The sequence below is a fragment of the Streptomyces sp. NPDC107654 genome (genome assembly GCF_055639035.1).
Genome location: NZ_JBVKBI010000010.1, coordinates 55,258 through 70,877 on the forward strand (window position 1 = coordinate 55,258; position 15,620 = coordinate 70,877).

16 protein-coding genes are annotated in these 15,620 nt (G+C 72.6%); 11 read left to right on the plus strand and 5 right to left on the minus strand.

Annotated elements, in window-relative coordinates:
- The first annotated feature begins 8 nt into the window (after positions 1 to 8).
- From ACZ7N4_RS19380 to ACZ7N4_RS19400, 5 genes are all read left to right on the plus strand, one after another.
- On the plus strand, positions 9 to 1,016 hold the full coding sequence (locus tag ACZ7N4_RS19380) for an ABC transporter permease (protein WP_471359543.1): 1,008 nt from the start codon (positions 9 to 11) through the stop codon (positions 1,014 to 1,016).
- On the plus strand, positions 1,013 to 2,104 hold the full coding sequence (locus ACZ7N4_RS19385) for an ABC transporter ATP-binding protein (protein WP_471359544.1): 1,092 nt from the start codon (positions 1,013 to 1,015) through the stop codon (positions 2,102 to 2,104). The genes ACZ7N4_RS19380 and ACZ7N4_RS19385 overlap by 4 nt, the downstream gene beginning before the upstream one ends.
- Positions 2,101 to 3,657, plus strand: a complete 1,557-nt coding sequence (locus ACZ7N4_RS19390; RefSeq protein ID WP_471359545.1) for an ABC transporter ATP-binding protein — start codon at positions 2,101 to 2,103, stop codon at positions 3,655 to 3,657. Before ACZ7N4_RS19385 ends, ACZ7N4_RS19390 begins: the two co-directional genes overlap by 4 nt.
- Positions 3,658 to 3,779: 122 nt before the next feature.
- Positions 3,780 to 5,171, plus strand: a complete 1,392-nt coding sequence (locus ACZ7N4_RS19395) for a M1 family metallopeptidase (protein WP_471359546.1) — start codon at positions 3,780 to 3,782, stop codon at positions 5,169 to 5,171.
- A gap of 47 nt (positions 5,172 to 5,218) precedes the next feature.
- A complete protein-coding gene (locus ACZ7N4_RS19400) occupies positions 5,219 to 5,878 on the plus strand; it encodes a trimeric intracellular cation channel family protein (RefSeq protein ID WP_471359547.1) in 660 nt (219 codons plus the stop codon).
- On the opposite strand, the gene ACZ7N4_RS19405 is transcribed toward ACZ7N4_RS19400, so the two are convergent.
- A complete protein-coding gene (locus ACZ7N4_RS19405) occupies positions 5,787 to 7,076 on the minus strand; it encodes an alpha/beta hydrolase (protein WP_471359548.1) in 1,290 nt (429 codons plus the stop codon). The two genes, ACZ7N4_RS19400 and ACZ7N4_RS19405, sit on opposite strands and share 92 nt — an antisense overlap.
- A 161-nt stretch (positions 7,077 to 7,237) precedes the next feature.
- On the opposite strand from ACZ7N4_RS19405, the gene ACZ7N4_RS19410 reads away from it, so the two are divergent.
- Complete coding sequence (locus ACZ7N4_RS19410) at positions 7,238 to 8,098, plus strand: thioesterase family protein (protein WP_471359549.1); 861 nt, start codon at positions 7,238 to 7,240, stop codon at positions 8,096 to 8,098.
- Here the strand turns inward: ACZ7N4_RS19410 and ACZ7N4_RS19415 are convergent.
- The gene (locus ACZ7N4_RS19415) at positions 8,085 to 8,684 is read right to left on the minus strand and encodes a TIGR03086 family metal-binding protein (RefSeq protein WP_471359550.1); all 600 of its coding nucleotides are present in this window, start codon (positions 8,682 to 8,684) and stop codon (positions 8,085 to 8,087) included. The two genes, ACZ7N4_RS19410 and ACZ7N4_RS19415, sit on opposite strands and share 14 nt — an antisense overlap.
- 112 nt (positions 8,685 to 8,796) lie before the next feature.
- Between ACZ7N4_RS19415 and ACZ7N4_RS19420 the strand changes: the two genes are divergently transcribed.
- A complete protein-coding gene (locus ACZ7N4_RS19420; RefSeq protein ID WP_471359551.1) occupies positions 8,797 to 9,777 on the plus strand; it encodes a helix-turn-helix transcriptional regulator in 981 nt (326 codons plus the stop codon).
- A 262-nt stretch (positions 9,778 to 10,039) separates the two neighbouring features.
- Here the strand turns inward: ACZ7N4_RS19420 and ACZ7N4_RS19425 are convergent, their stop codons facing one another.
- Positions 10,040 to 10,666, minus strand: coding sequence for a TetR family transcriptional regulator (locus tag ACZ7N4_RS19425; protein WP_471359552.1), 627 nt, complete (start codon positions 10,664 to 10,666; stop codon positions 10,040 to 10,042).
- Positions 10,667 to 10,811: 145 nt separating this feature from the next.
- Between ACZ7N4_RS19425 and ACZ7N4_RS19430 the strand changes: the two genes are divergently transcribed.
- From ACZ7N4_RS19430 to ACZ7N4_RS19440, 3 genes are all read left to right on the plus strand, one after another.
- Entirely contained in the window at positions 10,812 to 10,979 is a 168-nt protein-coding gene (locus ACZ7N4_RS19430; RefSeq protein ID WP_189305957.1) for a hypothetical protein, read from the plus strand.
- Positions 10,980 to 11,031: 52 nt separating this feature from the next.
- Positions 11,032 to 11,310: a DUF4190 domain-containing protein gene (locus ACZ7N4_RS19435; RefSeq protein ID WP_471359553.1), complete on the plus strand. Its 279-nt coding sequence runs from the start codon at positions 11,032 to 11,034 to the stop codon at positions 11,308 to 11,310.
- Positions 11,311 to 11,564: 254 nt separating this feature from the next.
- Positions 11,565 to 12,734, plus strand: coding sequence for a cysteine desulfurase family protein (locus ACZ7N4_RS19440; protein WP_471359554.1), 1,170 nt, complete (start codon positions 11,565 to 11,567; stop codon positions 12,732 to 12,734).
- Positions 12,735 to 12,868: 134 nt separating this feature from the next.
- On the opposite strand, the gene ACZ7N4_RS19445 is transcribed toward ACZ7N4_RS19440, so the two are convergent.
- Positions 12,869 to 13,561: an N-acetylmuramoyl-L-alanine amidase gene (locus ACZ7N4_RS19445; RefSeq protein WP_471359555.1), complete on the minus strand. Its 693-nt coding sequence runs from the start codon at positions 13,559 to 13,561 to the stop codon at positions 12,869 to 12,871.
- Between the two features lie 60 nt (positions 13,562 to 13,621).
- Here ACZ7N4_RS19445 and mnmA point away from each other — a divergent pair, with 60 nt between their 5' ends.
- The gene (mnmA, locus tag ACZ7N4_RS19450; RefSeq protein ID WP_471359556.1) at positions 13,622 to 14,749 is read left to right on the plus strand and encodes a tRNA 2-thiouridine(34) synthase MnmA; all 1,128 of its coding nucleotides are present in this window, start codon (positions 13,622 to 13,624) and stop codon (positions 14,747 to 14,749) included.
- Positions 14,750 to 14,824: 75 nt separating this feature from the next.
- Here the strand turns inward: mnmA and ACZ7N4_RS19455 are convergent, their stop codons facing one another.
- The gene (locus ACZ7N4_RS19455; RefSeq protein ID WP_471359557.1) at positions 14,825 to 15,607 is read right to left on the minus strand and encodes an alpha/beta fold hydrolase; all 783 of its coding nucleotides are present in this window, start codon (positions 15,605 to 15,607) and stop codon (positions 14,825 to 14,827) included.
- Between the last annotated feature and the right edge of the window lie 13 nt (positions 15,608 to 15,620).

Genomic DNA, 15,620 nt, shown 5'->3' on the forward strand with positions numbered 1-15,620 from the left:
CGATCCCCGTGATCTCGTACATCCTCCGCCGGACGTTCGCGGCAGTGATCCTGCTGCTGGTCGTCTCCGCGGTCACCTTTGCCATCTTCTTCCTGCTGCCGCGGCTCGCCGGCCAGACAGCGGACCAGCTGGCGCAGCAGTACATCGGCAAGAGCCCGTCGCACGCGGACATCGCCGCGGTCAAGCGCAACCTCGGTCTGGACCAGCCCGTCTACGTCCAGTACTGGCACTTCATCAAGGGGATCGTGGCCGGCGCCGACTACAGCATCGGCCCCACCACGGTGCACTGCGACGCACCCTGCTTCGGCTACTCCTTCAAGAACCACCAGGCGGTGTGGCCGGAACTCACCTCCCGCATCCCGATCACGCTGTCGCTCGCCGTGGGCGCCGCGGTGCTGTGGCTGCTCTCGGGCGTGGTGGCCGGTGTCATCTCCGCGCTGAAGCCGCGGTCGGTCTACGACCGGGCTTTCATGGGCGTCGCGCTCGCCGGCGTCTCGCTGCCCATGTTCTTCACGGGGAACCTGGCGCTCCTGCTCTTCACCGAACAGCTGCCGATCTTCGGACGCGACTACGTCCCGTTCACCGAGAACCCGTCCCAGTGGGCCAACACCCTCTTCCCGGCCTGGTGTTCCCTCGCCCTGCTGTACTCCGCCATCTACGCGCGGCTCACCCGCTCGGGCATGCTGGAGACGATGAACGAGGACTTCATCCGCACGGCCCGCGCCAAGGGCCTGCGCGAGCGCAACGTCGTGGTCCGCCACGGTCTGCGCGCGGCCCTCACGCCGATCATCACCGTGTTCGGCATGGACCTCGGTCTGCTGCTCGGCGGCGCCGTGATCACCGAGTACGTGTTCTCGTTGCCGGGCATCGGCCAGTACGCGGTGCAGGGCATCACCGACAACGACCTGCCCAAGATCCTCGGCGTGACCCTGCTCGCCGCCTTCTTCGTCGTGATCGCAAATCTTGTGGTGGACGTGCTCTACGCCGCCGCCGACCCGCGGGTGAGGCTCTCGTGACCGAACTCTCCAAGACCGGCGCGGCCGTGGGCGAGCCCACGTCCGCCAAGGCACCCGAGGCCTTCCTGGAGGTCCGTGACCTCAAGGTGCACTTCCCGACCGACGACGGCCTGGTCAAGTCCGTCGACGGGCTCAGCTTCTCGCTGGAGAAGGGCCGGACCCTCGCCATCGTCGGCGAGTCCGGCTCCGGCAAGTCGGTCACCTCGCAGGCCATCATGGGTCTGCACCGGCTCGGCACGCGCGGCAAGAACGTGCGGATGTCCGGCGAGATCTGGCTGGACGGCAAGGAACTGGTCTCCGCCGCCCCGGACGAGGTGCGCAAGCTCCGCGGCCGCGAGATGGCGATGATCTTCCAGGACCCGCTGTCCGCGATGCACCCCTACTACAAGGTCGGCGACCAGATCGTCGAGGCCTACCGGGTGCACCACAAGGTCAGCAGGAAGGTCGCCCGCGCGCGGGCCATCGAGATGCTCGACCGGGTCGGCATCCCCGAGCCGGCCAAGCGCGTCGACGGCTACCCGCACGAGTTCTCCGGCGGTATGCGCCAGCGCGCCATGATCGCCATGGCCCTGGTGAACAACCCCGAGCTGCTCATCGCGGACGAGCCGACCACCGCCCTCGACGTGACCGTCCAGGCGCAGATCCTCGACCTGATCCGGGACCTGCAGAAGGAGTTCGGCTCCGCGGTCATCATGATCACGCACGACCTCGGTGTGGTCGCCGAGATCGCCGACGACGTCCTCGTGATGTACGGCGGCCGGTGCGTGGAGCGCGGGCCGGCCGACGAGGTCTTCGAGAAGCCGCAGCACCCCTACACCTGGGGCCTGCTCGGCTCGATGCCCCGCATCGACCGTGAGACCTCCGAGCGGCTCATCCCGGTCAAGGGCTCGCCGCCGAGCCTCATCAACGTCCCCTCGGGCTGCGCCTTCCACCCGCGCTGCCCGTACGCGGACATCCCCAAGGGGAACGTCACCCGCACGGTGCGCCCCGAGCTGGAGCTGGTGAGCACCGGGCACTGGTCCGCCTGCCACCTCTCGGCCGAGGACCGCCAGCGGATCTGGACCGAAGAGATTGCGCCCAAGCTGTGAGTGAGACCAAGAAGACGGACGAGGCCGCGATCCCTCAGCAGGCGTCGGCCTCCGAGGGCTCGGCGGACCGCGAGGTGCTGCTCAAGGTCGAGGGCCTGACCAAGCACTTCCCGATCAAGAAGGGCATCCTGCAGCGGCAGGTCGGCGCCGTGAAGGCCGTCGACGGCATCGACTTCGAGGTGCGCAAGGGCGAGACCCTGGGCGTGGTCGGCGAGTCGGGCTGCGGCAAGTCGACCATGGGCCGGGTCATCACCCGGCTCCAGGACCCGACCGGCGGGAAGATCACCTTCGAGGGCCAGGACATCACGCGGCTCAAGACCGGGCAGATGCGCCCGCTGCGCCGCGACATCCAGATGATCTTCCAGGACCCGTACGGCTCCCTGAACCCCCGGCACACCATCGGCTCGATCGTCTCGGCGCCCTTCCGGCTCCAGGGCGTCGAGCCCGAGGGCGGGGTGAAGAAGGAGGTCCAGCGGCTGCTGTCGCTGGTCGGCCTCAGCCCCGAGCACTACAACCGCTACCCGCACGAGTTCTCCGGCGGTCAGCGCCAGCGCATCGGCATCGCCCGCGCGCTCGCCCTGAAGCCGAAGCTGGTCGTGGCGGACGAGCCGGTCTCCGCGCTGGACGTGTCGATCCAGGCCCAGGTCGTGAACCTCATGGACGACCTCCAGCAGGAGCTGGGCCTGACCTACGTGATCATCGCCCACGACCTCTCGGTGGTCCGGCACGTCTCGGACCGGATCGCGGTGATGTACCTCGGCAAGATCGTGGAGCTGGCCGACCGCACCGCGCTGTACGAGTCGCCGATGCACCCGTACACCAAGGCGCTGATGTCGGCGGTGCCGGTGCCGGACCCGAAGCGCCGGGGCCAGAAGAGCGAGCGCATCCTGCTCCGCGGCGACGTTCCCTCGCCGATCGCCCCGCCCTCCGGCTGCCGTTTCCACACGCGGTGCTGGAAGGCGACGGAGATTTGCAGGACGACCGAGCCCCAGCTGGTCGAGCTGCGGCCGGGCCAGCGGGTCGCCTGCCACCACCCCGAGAACTTCGCCGACCAGGCCCCGCAGGACACGGTCCTGCTGACGGCGGCCAAGGAGGCCTCGGAACTGGTCCCGGACGCGGTGGTCTCCGGCGGCTCGGCGGAGAAGGAGCCGGTGGCGAAGGGGGCGGAGAAGAAGCCGGTGGCGAAGGAGGCTTCCGAGCCGGCGGAGGCGGTCGCGGCCACCGAGGCGGCGGAAGCCGTCGCGGAGGCGCGGGAGGCCGTTGCCGAGGCCGAAGAGGCCGCCGAGACCGCCGAAGCGGAAGAGCCCGCCGAGGCGGCCGAGCCCACCGAGGCCTCCGCGACCGAAGAGGCTTCCGAGGCTGAGGTGACCGCCGGGACCTCGGAGACCGCGGAGTCCACCGAAGAGCCCTCCGTGACCGCCGAGGCTCCGGAAGCGGCCGAGGCTCCGGACGCCACCGAGGCCGCCGAAGCGGTCGAGACCTCCGGCGCCAAGACCGGCCCGGGCGCGAAGACCACGAACGAGGCCGACACGCAGGAGTCGACCGGCAAGTAGCCCATGACGCAGCCCGTCGCGTCGCACATGACGACTGGGCAAAGTCATGTACATGTCTGAACGGGAGAGTGCAGAGTCGTCCGTGTCCGACCACTGATCGGCACGCTCGAAAGGGACGACTCATGTCACTCTCCCGTTCGGCACGTCTGGGGGCAGTCGCCACCGCCGCGGCCTCCTTCCTCGTAGTCGCCGCCTCCTCCGCCCCCACCCCGGGCGCCCCCGGCATCGGCGACCCCTACTTCCCGCAGCTCGGCAACGGCGGCTACGACGCCCGCCACTACGACCTCGACCTCGCCTACGCCCCGGACACCGGCCGCCTGGACGGCCGTACGACCCTCACGGCGCGCGCCACCCAGAAGCTCTCCTCCTTCGATCTCGACCTGCAGCAGCTGGAGGTCACCGGCGTCCGGGTCGACGGCAGACGGGCGGAGTTCACCCGCGACGGCGACGAGCTGACCGTCACCCCGCGCCGGGCGCTCCCCGAGGGCCGCGTGTTCACCGTCTCCGTCACCTACGGCGGCGTGCCCCAGCCCCTCGGCGGGCCCATCATCTTCGGCTCCTCCTACGGCTGGATGAAGACCGGCGACGGCGTCTTCGTCGCCTGCGAGCCCAACGCCGCCTCGACCTGGTTCCCGTCCAGCGACCACCCCGCCGACAAGGCCACCTACGACATCCGGATCAAGGCCCCGCGCGGCCTGACCGCCGTCTCCAACGGCCGGCTGGTGTCGACGTACGACAAGGGCGGCTCGACGTACACCCACTGGCGGGAGTCGAAGCCGATGGCGACCTACCTCGCCACCGCCACCGTCGGGAGGTTCGACGTGCGCACCGGCCGCACCCCCGGCGGCATCCCGATCTACGTCGCCGTCGACCCCGTGCTGAAGAACGGCACCAGCGTCGACGTCTACGGCGTCACCGCCGCCGCCACCGACTACTGGTCCAAGGTCTTCGGGCCGTACCCCTTCGAGGAGACCGGCGCGATCGTGGACGACATGCCGGAGGCCGGGTTCTCGCTGGAGGTGCAGAGCAAGCCCGCCTACTCGGCCGTGCGCAACGAGACGACCATCGTGCACGAGCTGGCCCACCAGTGGTTCGGCGACTCGGTGAGCGTGGCGCGGTGGAAGGACACCTGGCTCAACGAGGGCTTCGCCACCTACGCCCAGTGGCTGTGGGCCGAGCACCAGGGCACCCGCTCCGCCCACGACTCCTTCCTCGCCGCGTACAACGCCCGCCCCGCCGACTCCGCCTTCTGGCAGATCAAGGTCGCCGACCCGCAGCGGGACACGATGTTCGCCTCGGCCGTCTACCAGCGCGGCGCGATGACGCTCCAGGTGCTGCGCGAGCGGATCGGCGACAAGGCCTTCTTCGCGCTGCTGCCCGCCTGGACGCGCCTGCACCGGTACGGCAACGCGGACACCGGCGACTTCGTCCGCCTCGCGGAGCGGGTCAGCGGGCGGCAGCTGGACGACCTTTTCGACAGCTGGCTGTTCACCACAGGGAAACCCGCCCTGTGAGCCTGGCTTTGTAAGGTTCACCCACTCCGACAGGTGAGAATGTCAGGGTGCAGCTCCAGCAACTCTTCAGTCCCTCCGTCCAGCACACGCTCGATGTGATCGGCATCTTCGTGTTCGCGATCTCCGGCGCCCTGCTGGCGGTGCGGAAGAACTTCGACGTCTTCGGCATCGCCGTGCTCGCCGAGGTCACCGCGCTGGGCGGGGGACTGTTCCGCGACCTGGTCATCGGAGCCGTCCCCCCGGCCGCCTTCACCGACCTCGGATACTTCGTCACCCCGCTGCTCGCCACGCTCGTCGTCTTCTTCCTGCACCCGCACGTCGAGCGCATCCAGGCGGCGGTGCTGGTCTTCGACGCCGCCGGTCTCGGTCTGTTCTGCGTGAGCGGTACGACGAAGGCGTACAGCTTCGGCCTCGGCCTGACCGCGTCGGCGACGCTGGGCCTCGCCACCGCCGTCGGCGGCGGTGTCCTGCGGGACGTGCTGGCCAACGAGGTGCCCTCGCTGCTGCGCTGGGACCGCGACCTCTACGCGGTCCCGGCGATCGTCGGTGCCTCGATGGTCGCGCTGTGCATCCGCTACGACGTCCTCAGCCCGCTCACCAGCGGGCTCGCGGTCGTCACGGCTTTCGTGCTGCGCCTGCTCGCGATGCGGTACCACTGGCGAGCGCCGCGCGCGTGGAACCGCCGGTCGACGGTGACCGAGGAGTAGTCCCCGGGGTCCCCGTCGCGGTCCCGCGGGTTCCGTGAGCGGTCCCGGCGACGGAGGTGTCGTGCCCCTTCGCGCGGCTCTCGCCCATCTGCAGGGTCAGCCAGCGGAAGACGGTGTCCACCTGCGGCCGCCACAGCGCCATGGTGTGACCGCCCGCACTGCGCGGCAGGAACACCACCCGCACGGTGGTCGGCGCCTTGGCGACCGCCTCCAGGGCCATGCCCGCCTGGTAGCCGTCGCCGGACTGGCCGGAGAGGTACAGCGCGACCGGGGGCGGGGCGGGGGCCTTGCGCAGCATCAGGTAGGGGTTGTTCGCGGCGCGCAGGGCGGGGGTCTGCGCGGCGAGGGAGTTGCGCTCGCCGATCGGGTCGTTGTAGCCGGACATGCTCACCGCGGCCCGGTACCGCTCGGGGTGGGCCACGGCCAGCTTGACCGCGCAGTGCGCGCCCGCCGAGTACCCGGCCACCGCCCAGCCCCGGGGAGCCGGCTCGGCCCGGAAGTTGTCCATGACCATCTTCGGGACGTCGATGCTGAGCCAGGTGTCGGCGTTGACCTGGCCCGGGACGTTGGCGCAGCCGGTGTCCACACCGGCCAGCAGGTTGGTGCGCGGGGCGACCAGGATGAACGGCGCCACCTGGCCGCTCCGCATCAGCGGCAGCAGCTGCTCGTGGGCCTGCAGCGAGCCGAACCAGGCCTTGGCGGAGCCGGGGTAGCCCGGCAGCACCTCCACCACCGGGAACTTCCTGTGCCGGTAGGCCGGGTCGTCGTACTGCGGCGGCAGCCAGACGTAGACCTCGGCGTTCACGCCGGAGACCCGGCCCTTGAGCTGGGTGACGCGCACCCCGCCGGCTGCGCGCATGCCGGGGCCCTGGGCGTCCGCGAAGGTCTGGCGCACCTTGGGCAATCGTTTCACCGCGATCCCGCCGGTGCCGTCCCGGCCGAGGTCGGCGGCCTGCTGGACGTGGTCGCCGGTGCCGAGCAGGTCGGCCCAGTCGTCGTAGAGGTTGTTCTGGTTGTTGACCAGCACGAAGACCAGGGTGACGGCCGTGCCCTGGGCGAACAGCAGCATCAGCACCCGGGCCGCGGTGCGCAGCGGCCGGGGTCCGCGCATCCGTGACCACAGGACGAGCGGCAGGATCAGGGCGACCACGGACAGCACGATGGTCGTGTAGAGGAACGGAGTCCCGGTGAGGCTCATGTCCCTTTAGAGGGAGAACGGAGTCCCGGGGTTGAGGACGAGTCCGGACACTTACCGAGAAATTGCCGGACCCTCACCCGGTACCGGTGGCGGGCGGTGCGCGACCCCTGCTCACACGAGAAAAGCTACCGCTTAGTAGTTTCCTGCTGTACCGTTCTTCCATGCCAGAAGCAGCTTCCGTCCCCGCCGCCCCGGCCCTGATCGGCGACAGCGAGTTCGACCGCGACACCGCGGTCACCCGGCGCGAGCCCGGTGTCTACGACATCGACCTCTCGGCCGGCTGGACCATCATCAGCGCCGTCAACGGCGGCTATCTGCTGGCCGTGCTCGGCCGGGCCCTCGCGGACACCCTGCCGCACCCGGACCCGTTCACCGTCTCCGCGCACTACCTGACCGCCTCGCAGCCCGGCCCGGCGGTCGTCCGCACCGAGACCGTGCGCACCGGCCGCACCCTCTCCACCGGCCAGGCCTCGCTCTACCAGTACGACGACGAGGGCAACGAGGTCGAACGCATCCGCGTCCTCGCCTCCTACGGCGACCTCGCCGCCCTCCCCGACGACGTCCGTACGACGGCCACCCCGCCCGCCATACCGCCGCTGGAGCAGTGCTTCGGCCCCGAGGACGGGCCGGCCCCGGTCGACGGCAGCTCCGCGATCACCGACCGGCTGATGCTCAAGCTGGACCCCGCCACCCTCGGCTGGGCGCTCGGCGCGCCCTCCGGCAAGGGCGAGATGCGCGCCTGGTTCGGCCTCGCCGACGGCCGTGACGCCGACCCGCTCTCGCTGCTCCTCGCCGTGGACGCCCTCCCGCCCACCGCCTTCGAGCTGGGCATCAAGGGCTGGGTGCCGACCGTGGAACTCACCGTCCACGTCCGCCACCGCCCGGCCCCCGGCCCGCTGCGGGTGTCCATCACCACCCGCAACCTGGCCGGCGGCTTCCTGGAGGAGGACGCCGAGGTCTGGGACAGCGAGGACCGGCTGGTCGCCCAGTCCCGCCAGCTGGCCCGGGTCAGGCTCGGCTGAGCGGCGCGCGGCCCAGCCAGGCCGCCAGCCGCTCGTACACACCGGCTCCCGCCGGCGTCTCGCGGCGGTCGGCGAAGGGCGTCTCCGCGTCACGCGGACGGGAGTCCGGCAGCACCGCGCGGGCGGTGGCGAGCGCGAACCCGGCCAGTTCCGGGTCGAGTCCGTCCCGCCGGCCGAGCGCCTCGGCGAGGTCCCAGGTGTGCGTGACGATCTCCATGACGTAGCCCGAGAGCGCCGCGTGGCCGGGGACCTCGCCCCAGGGCACCCGCACCGGCGCCGTCATCCGCTCGTCGCTCTCCCAGGCCCTCAGGACCCGGACCCGCACCTCGTCGTAGGCCGCGGCCCAGCCGTCGTCCGCGACCCCCTCGGTGACCGGGTCCACGGCGAGGCCGTCGCCGCCCTCGCCGACCACCGCGATCCGCCGGGTACCGCCGACGACGTGGCCCAGCAGGCCGCGTACGTCGAACTCGGTGCAGGGGGTCGGCCGGTCCAGGTCCTCGGGCCGTACGGTGTTGATCAGGGCGGCCGCCTGGTCGGTGGCGCGGACGTAGAACGGGCGCGGGTCGGTGAACTCGGTGCTGGTCATGGGTGCCTCTCCCGTGGTGGTGCTCGTGGTCGGTGAGAAGAGGATGCGCGAATAACCTGACACCTTCCGTCAACATTTGCGCGGCGCTCCGCGACGGCGGGATCCTGGGCGCGTGAAGTCCGACCGGCTGCTGTCGATCCTGCTGCTCCTGCAGACCCGGGGCCGCGTCCCCGCCCCCGAACTCGCCGACCGGCTGGAGGTGTCGGTCCGCACCATCTACCGGGACGTCGAGGCGCTGTCCGCCGCGGGGGTCCCCGTGTACGCCGAGCGCGGCCGGCACGGCGGCATCGAACTCCTCCCCGGCTTCCGCACCGACGTCACGGGGCTGACCGCCGACGAGTCCCGGGCCCTGTTCATCCTGGCCGCCCAGGGCGCCCATGCCGCGCTCGGACTGGACGCGGCCCTCGGCTCGGCCCTGCGCAAGGTGATGGCCGCGCTCCCCGCGCCGCACCGGCCCGCCGCCGAGGTGACCAGCCGCCGCATCCTGGTCGACGCCACCCGCTGGAAGAGCGGCCCGCTGCGGGCCGTCGACCTGGACGTGCTCCAGAGCGCGGTCTTCTCCGACCTGCGCCTGAGGCTCCGCTACCGGCACAGCGGGCAGCGCGAGCCGCGGACGTACACCGTGGATCCCTACGGCCTCGTCGCCAAGGCCGGGGTCTGGTACCTGATCGCCGACCGGCGCGGCCTGCCCCGGCTGTTCCGCGCCGACCGGATCCACTCCGCCCGGCCGCTGGACGAGCCCGTACGGCGCCGGCCCGGGGTCGAACTCGGCGACGCCTGGGAGGTGTTGCGCCGGCAGGTGGAGGAGCGGGAGAACACGGTCGAGGTCACCGTGCGAGTACGGCGCGACCGGCTCGACCTGTTCCAGCGACTGGTCGCCGCCCAGCTGACGGCCCTGCCCGACGACCCCGGCACGGGGGAGTGGGCCACCGCGCGGCTGGCCTATCCGAGCCTGCGGGCCGTACGGCAACTCCTCGCACTCTCCGACCAGGTGGAGGTCGTGGACCCGCCCGAGGCGCGCGCGGAACTGCTGGCGGCGGTGCGTTCGGTCGCGGCGCTGTACGAGGGGGCCGGCCCGGGGACCGACGGCTGACGGACAGCACGGGCTCACGTGCCGCCCGGCGTCCCCGCTGCCGCCGACCGCGTGCGGCTCGGGCGGCTCACCCCGTCGGCGGGCTCCGCGGGCAGCGGCAGGGCTGTGAGGTGTCGTCCGGCACGCCCACGGGCGGAACCGGAGGGCGCCGGCCGAGAGGGACGCCGTCGGGGGAGCCGAGCGGCGCGCCCGGCGGCCCCGGCGGGGGCCAGGGCGGTCGTCGTGGCGCTCCGGCGGGAGCCCGGCAGGGCTGGGGGGCGGCTCAGTCGAGCCAGTGGCTGCGGCCGATGCTGATGAGCCGCAGCTGGCGGGTGGCGAGCTGCGTCACCCGCTCCCGCTCCTCCTCCGGGGCCTCCAGCGCCTCCAGGAACAGGGAGGCGGTGATGAGCATCTGGTCGACGTAGAGGTGCGCGAGCATCAGCAGGTCGTCCTCGCTCCAGCCCTCCGCCTCCGGGTCGTCGGCCAGTTCGGTCCTCACCTCCTCGGCGAACCGGAGCAGTTGGGCCCGGATGGCCTCGCGCACCGGCTGGACCCCGCCGTGCCGTTCCCGGGCGATGAAACGGACGTGTGCGGGGTACGCGTCTACGTGACGGGCGATCAACTCGATGGCACGTGTGATGCGTTCCTCGCTGTCGCCCGTGGTGGACACCGTCGTCCGCACCATCGGGTGCAGGCTGCCCAGCGCCTCGTCGACCAGGGCCACACCGAGGTCGGCGGTCGAGCGGAAGTGCCGGTAGAAGGCGGTCGGGGCGACCCCGACGGCCCGGGTGACCTCGCGCAGGCCGAGGCTGCTCAGGCTCTGCTCCTCCAGCAGGGCGAGCGCCGCGTCGAGGAACGCCTGCCGGGTCTTCTGCTTCTGGGCCTGCCGGATCCCGAGGGTGTGACTCATGTCATCCAGTTAACAACTGTTCTCTGGAATTTTAAAGCCGTCGGGAGCGCTAGACTCGAAGTCAGTGAACAACTGTTACTACAACTGTTCACCGAAATTTCACACCGGCCGAACCACGAGGCACCCAGGAGGGGGGATCCGTCCCATGCTGTTCCTCGTCGCCGCGCTCATGCTGCTCGGAGTCGTGCTGGGCACCGTCGCCCACGCACCGCTGACCGTCACCGCCGTCCTCGCCGCCGTCATCGCCGTCTGGCTCGGCGTCTTCGCGATCCGCGAGCGCCACGGGCGTCGCCGTCGCACCTCGACGAACTGACCGCGGGCAGGACCCGAGACCCAGGGACCACGGACCCAAGGAGCTGAGCACCATGCAACTCACCGCACCGGCCACCGGCCGCACCGACACCCGCCCGCGCACCCGTGACGCCGACGGCATGGCCGTCGCGTCCTTCATCCTCGGCCTCCTCGGCCTGCTCGTCCTCAACGTCTTCCTCGGCCCGGTCGCCATCGCCCTCGCCGCGGTCTCCCTCTGGCGCGGCACCACCCGCCGGGGCCGCGCCTACCTGGGCCTCGCCCTCGGCGTCGCCGACCTGGTCGTCCTCGTCGCGGCCATGCAGATCTCGGGCACGGTCTCCTGGAGCCTGTGACCCGGCGCGCCCGGTGGACGACGGGGCCGCACCGCACGTGACCGCCGTACCGTCGTGCGCGGTCGTTCAGCGGGGTGACGGGGGTCCCCTGCCGAGCCGAGCCGAGAACGCGGGGAGAGCGGCCCCGGCAGCCGGCGCCGGGCGCCCCGTCGCCCGCCTCGGGCGCGGCCGGCCCCAGGCCGCCGAGTCCTGCCCGCGCCTCATCCCGGCCGACGCCGACCGCCGGGACCCGGCGCCGTAGAATCGGCGTCACCATGGCTTACCTCGACCACGCCGCGACCACCCCGATGCTCCCGGAGGCGGCAGAGGCGTTCACCGCCCAGTTGAGCATCACGGGCAACGCCTCCTCTCTCCACGCGTCCGGCCGCCAGGCCCGCCGTACGGTCGAGGAAGCCCGCGAGACCCTCGCCGAAGCGCTCGGTGCCCGACCCAGCGAGGTCGTCTTCACCTCGGGCGGCACCGAGGCCGACAACCTGGCCGTCAAGGGCCTGTACTGGTCCCGCCGCGCCGCCGACCCGGCCCGCACCCGCGTCCTCGCCAGCCCCGTCGAGCACCACGCCGTCCTGGACGCCGTGCACTGGCTCGGCGAGCAGGAGGGCGCCACCGTCGAGTACCTCCCCGTCGACTCCCACGGCCGGGTCCACCCCGACGCGCTGCGCGAGGCCATCGCCCGCAACCCCGACGACGTCGCCCTGGCCACCGTGATGTGGGCCAACAACGAGATCGGCACGATCATGCCGATCCGTGAACTCGCCGACGTCACCGCCGAGTTCGACGTCCCGCTGCACGCCGACGCGGTCCAGGCCTTCGGTCAGGTCCCGGTCGACTTCCAGGCCTCGGGGCTCGCCGCCATGACCGTCTCGGGCCACAAGATCGGCGGCCCGTACGGCATCGGCGCCCTGCTCCTCGGCCGCGAGTACACCCCCGTACCCGTCCTGCACGGCGGCGGCCAGGAGCGGCACGTCCGCTCCGGCACGCTCGACGTCCCGGCCATCGCCTCCTTCGCCGTCGCCGGCCGGCTCGCCGCCGAGCACCGCGAGTGGTTCGCGCGGGAGATCGGCGCCCTGCGCGACCAGCTGGTCGACGCCGTCCTCACGGCCGTGCCGGACGCGATCCTCGGCGGTGACCCGGCACCCGGGGGCCGGCTCCCGGCCAACGCGCACTTCACCTTCCCCGGCTGCGAGGGCGACTCCCTGCTGCTTCTGCTGGACGCCCAGGGCATCGAGTGCTCCACCGGCTCCGCCTGCACCGCGGGCGTCGCCCAGCCCAGCCACGTCCTCCTCGCCACCGGCGCCGAACCCGACATGGCCCGGGGCACCCTGCGCTTCTCCCTCGGCCACACCTCCACCGAGGACGACGTCGAGGCCGTGGGGAAGGCGATCGGCCCGGCGGTGGAACGCGCCCGGGCGGCGGGCCTCACCTAGCCACAGGGCCCACCCGGCCGCGGACCTGCCCTGGCGGCGAGGCCCCGGACCTCCCCGCCCCGGACCTCCCCGCCCCGGACCTCACCTCGCGGGCGGGGCCCGTCCCCGCCGCGGGTCTCACCCAGCCGCGGTGCTCACCGCGCAGCGGAGGCTCCGGCACGCTCGGCACGGACCAGGCGTATGTACCGCTCCCAGTCCCAGAACCGCCCCGGATCCGTGTGGTCCGTGCCCGGCACCTCCCCGTGCCCGATGATGTGCTCCCGGTCCACGGGTATCCCGTACCGCCCGCATACCGCCGCCGTCAGCCGGGCCGAGGCCGCGTACATCGCGTCCGTGAACGACGCGGCGTCCTCCACGAAGCCCTCGTGCTCGATGCCGACGCTGCGTTCGTTGTACTCCCGGTTGCCCGCGTGGAAGGCGACGTCCAGCTCGCGGATCAGCTGCGTGATCCGCCCGTCCCCGCGCACGATGTAGTGCGCCGCGGCGCCGTGCGCGGGGTCCTGGAACACCTTCACCGCCGAGGCGTAGCCGCCCTGGGTGACGTGGACGACCACCCGGTCCACCCGGTAGTCCGACGGCCGGTCCGCCCGGCGGTAGTTCGCCGCCGAGGCCGCCACCCAGCGCGCGCCCCGGAAGTCCACCGCGCCCGCCACCCGCGGCCTGTCCACCCCGGGCAGCCGCCACCACAGCCGGGACAGCTCCTCGCGGGCCAGCACCGCCGTGCCCACGGCCGCCGCGAGGCCGCCCGCCAGCAGGGCCCGCCGCCCCAGCCGCCGGTCCCCGTCGCCCGCCGGCGATCCCGTGGTCGTCCCTGTCGTCGCCCCCATGTGATCGTCAACGGATACGCGGCCGTCGGGGTTCCCGCGCCCCCGTACCCTGGAAGGGTTATGACTGACACCCCGCAGCGCACCCGCCCCCTCCGCGTCCTCGCCGCCATGTCCGGCGGGGTCGACTCCGCCGTCGCCGCCGCGCGGGCCGCGGAAGCAGGCCACGACGTCACCGGCGTCCACCTCGCGCTCTCCGCGAACCCGCAGTCGTTCCGAACGGGCGCGCGGGGCTGTTGCACCATCGAGGACTCGCGCGACGCCCGCCGCGCCGCCGACGTCATCGGCATCCCGTTCTACGTCTGGGACCTCGCCGACCGCTTCCGCGAGGACGTGGTCGAGGACTTCGTCGCCGAGTACGAGGCGGGCCGCACCCCGAACCCGTGCCTGCGCTGCAACGAGAAGATCAAGTTCGCCGCGCTGCTGGACAAGGCGCTGGCCCTCGGCTTCGACGCCGTCTGCACCGGCCACTACGCCCAGGTGATCGTGAACGCGGACGGCTCCCGCGAGCTGCACCGCGCCTCCGACATGGCGAAGGACCAGTCGTACGTGCTCGGCGTGCTGGACGAGAAGCAGCTCGCGCACGCGATGTTCCCGCTCGGCGACACGGTCACCACCAAGGAGGAGATCCGCGCGGAGGCCGAGCGCCGGGGCCTGGCCGTGGCCAAGAAGCCCGACTCGCACGACATCTGCTTCATCGCCGACGGCGACACCCAGGGCTTCCTGGCCAAGCGCCTCGGCAAGGCCGAGGGCGACATCGTGGACGAGTCCGGCACCCGGCTGGGCACCCACGACGGCGCGTACGGCTTCACCATCGGCCAGCGCAAGGGCCTGCGGATCGGCACCCCGGCCCCCGACGGCAAGCCGCGCTACGTCCTCGACATCTCCCCGGTCACCAACACGGTCACCGTCGGCCCCGCCGCCGCCCTCGACGTCACCGCCCTCACCGCGATCAAGCCCCGCTGGTGCGGCACCGCCCCCACCGGCCCCGGCACCTACACCGCCCAGCTGCGCGCGCACGGCGGCGAGACCGAGGTGAGGGCCGAGCTGGTCGACGGCGAGCTGCGGGTGACCTTCGCCGAGCCGGTCCGCGGCGTCGCCCCCGGCCAGGCGATCGTGCTGTACGACGGCACGCGCGTGGTGGGCTCGGCGACGATCGCGTCCACCACGCGCGCGACGGCGGCCGTCTGAGCCGCCCGGGTCCCGCCCGGCGGGCACCCGGCGCCCGCCCGGCCGGCCGGCCCGGTCCGCTCCGGCCGGCCCCGCCTACCCCGCCAGGAACTCCGCCAGCACCGGCCCCAGCACCTCCGGCTCCACCATGTGCGTCTGTCCCGGCAGCACCCGGTAGGTGCCCTGCGGCACGGCCTCCGCGACCGCCTGGGCCGCCCGGTGCATCCACTCCGGGCTCGCGCCGCCCGCGACCGCGAGAACGGGGACACGGACCGCGGCGAGCCGGTCCCGGGGCAGCAGTCCGTCGCCCATGACCGCGTCGTCGTACGCGAGGCTGGGGGCGACGGACTCCATGCCGGCCCACATCGGCGACTGACGGGCGCCCCGGATCATCTCGTCGGCGAGGCCCGTCAGGCGCAGGAACAGCTCCACCGCGTCCCCGCGCCGGTCCTCGGCGAGCGCCCTGTTCAGCTGCTCCTTGTAGACGGCCTCGCGCGCGGCACCGTCCGCCAGGTGGTCGGCGTAGGGCACCTCGTACACCGCCGCCCGGCCGACCGGCAGTCCGCTCGCCGCCGCGTGCAGGACCAGGGCGCCGCCGGAGGAGACCCCGAACAGCGCCGCGTCGCCGCCCACCGCGTCGAGGAGCGCGGCCAGGTCCTCCACCTCACGGTCGACCTCGTACGGTGGCGTGTCGCCGCTCTCGCCGCGGCCCCGGCGGTCGTAGACGACGGCCGTGCAGCTGTCCGAGAGGCGCTGCGCCAGGGGCATCATGGTGCCGCCGGTGGACATCGCGCCGCTCACGAGGATCACCGTGGGCCCCTGGCCGGTCACGTGGTACGCGAGGGAGGTGCCGTCGCGGGAAGTCGTCTTCTTGTCCATGCCCGTGCAGACT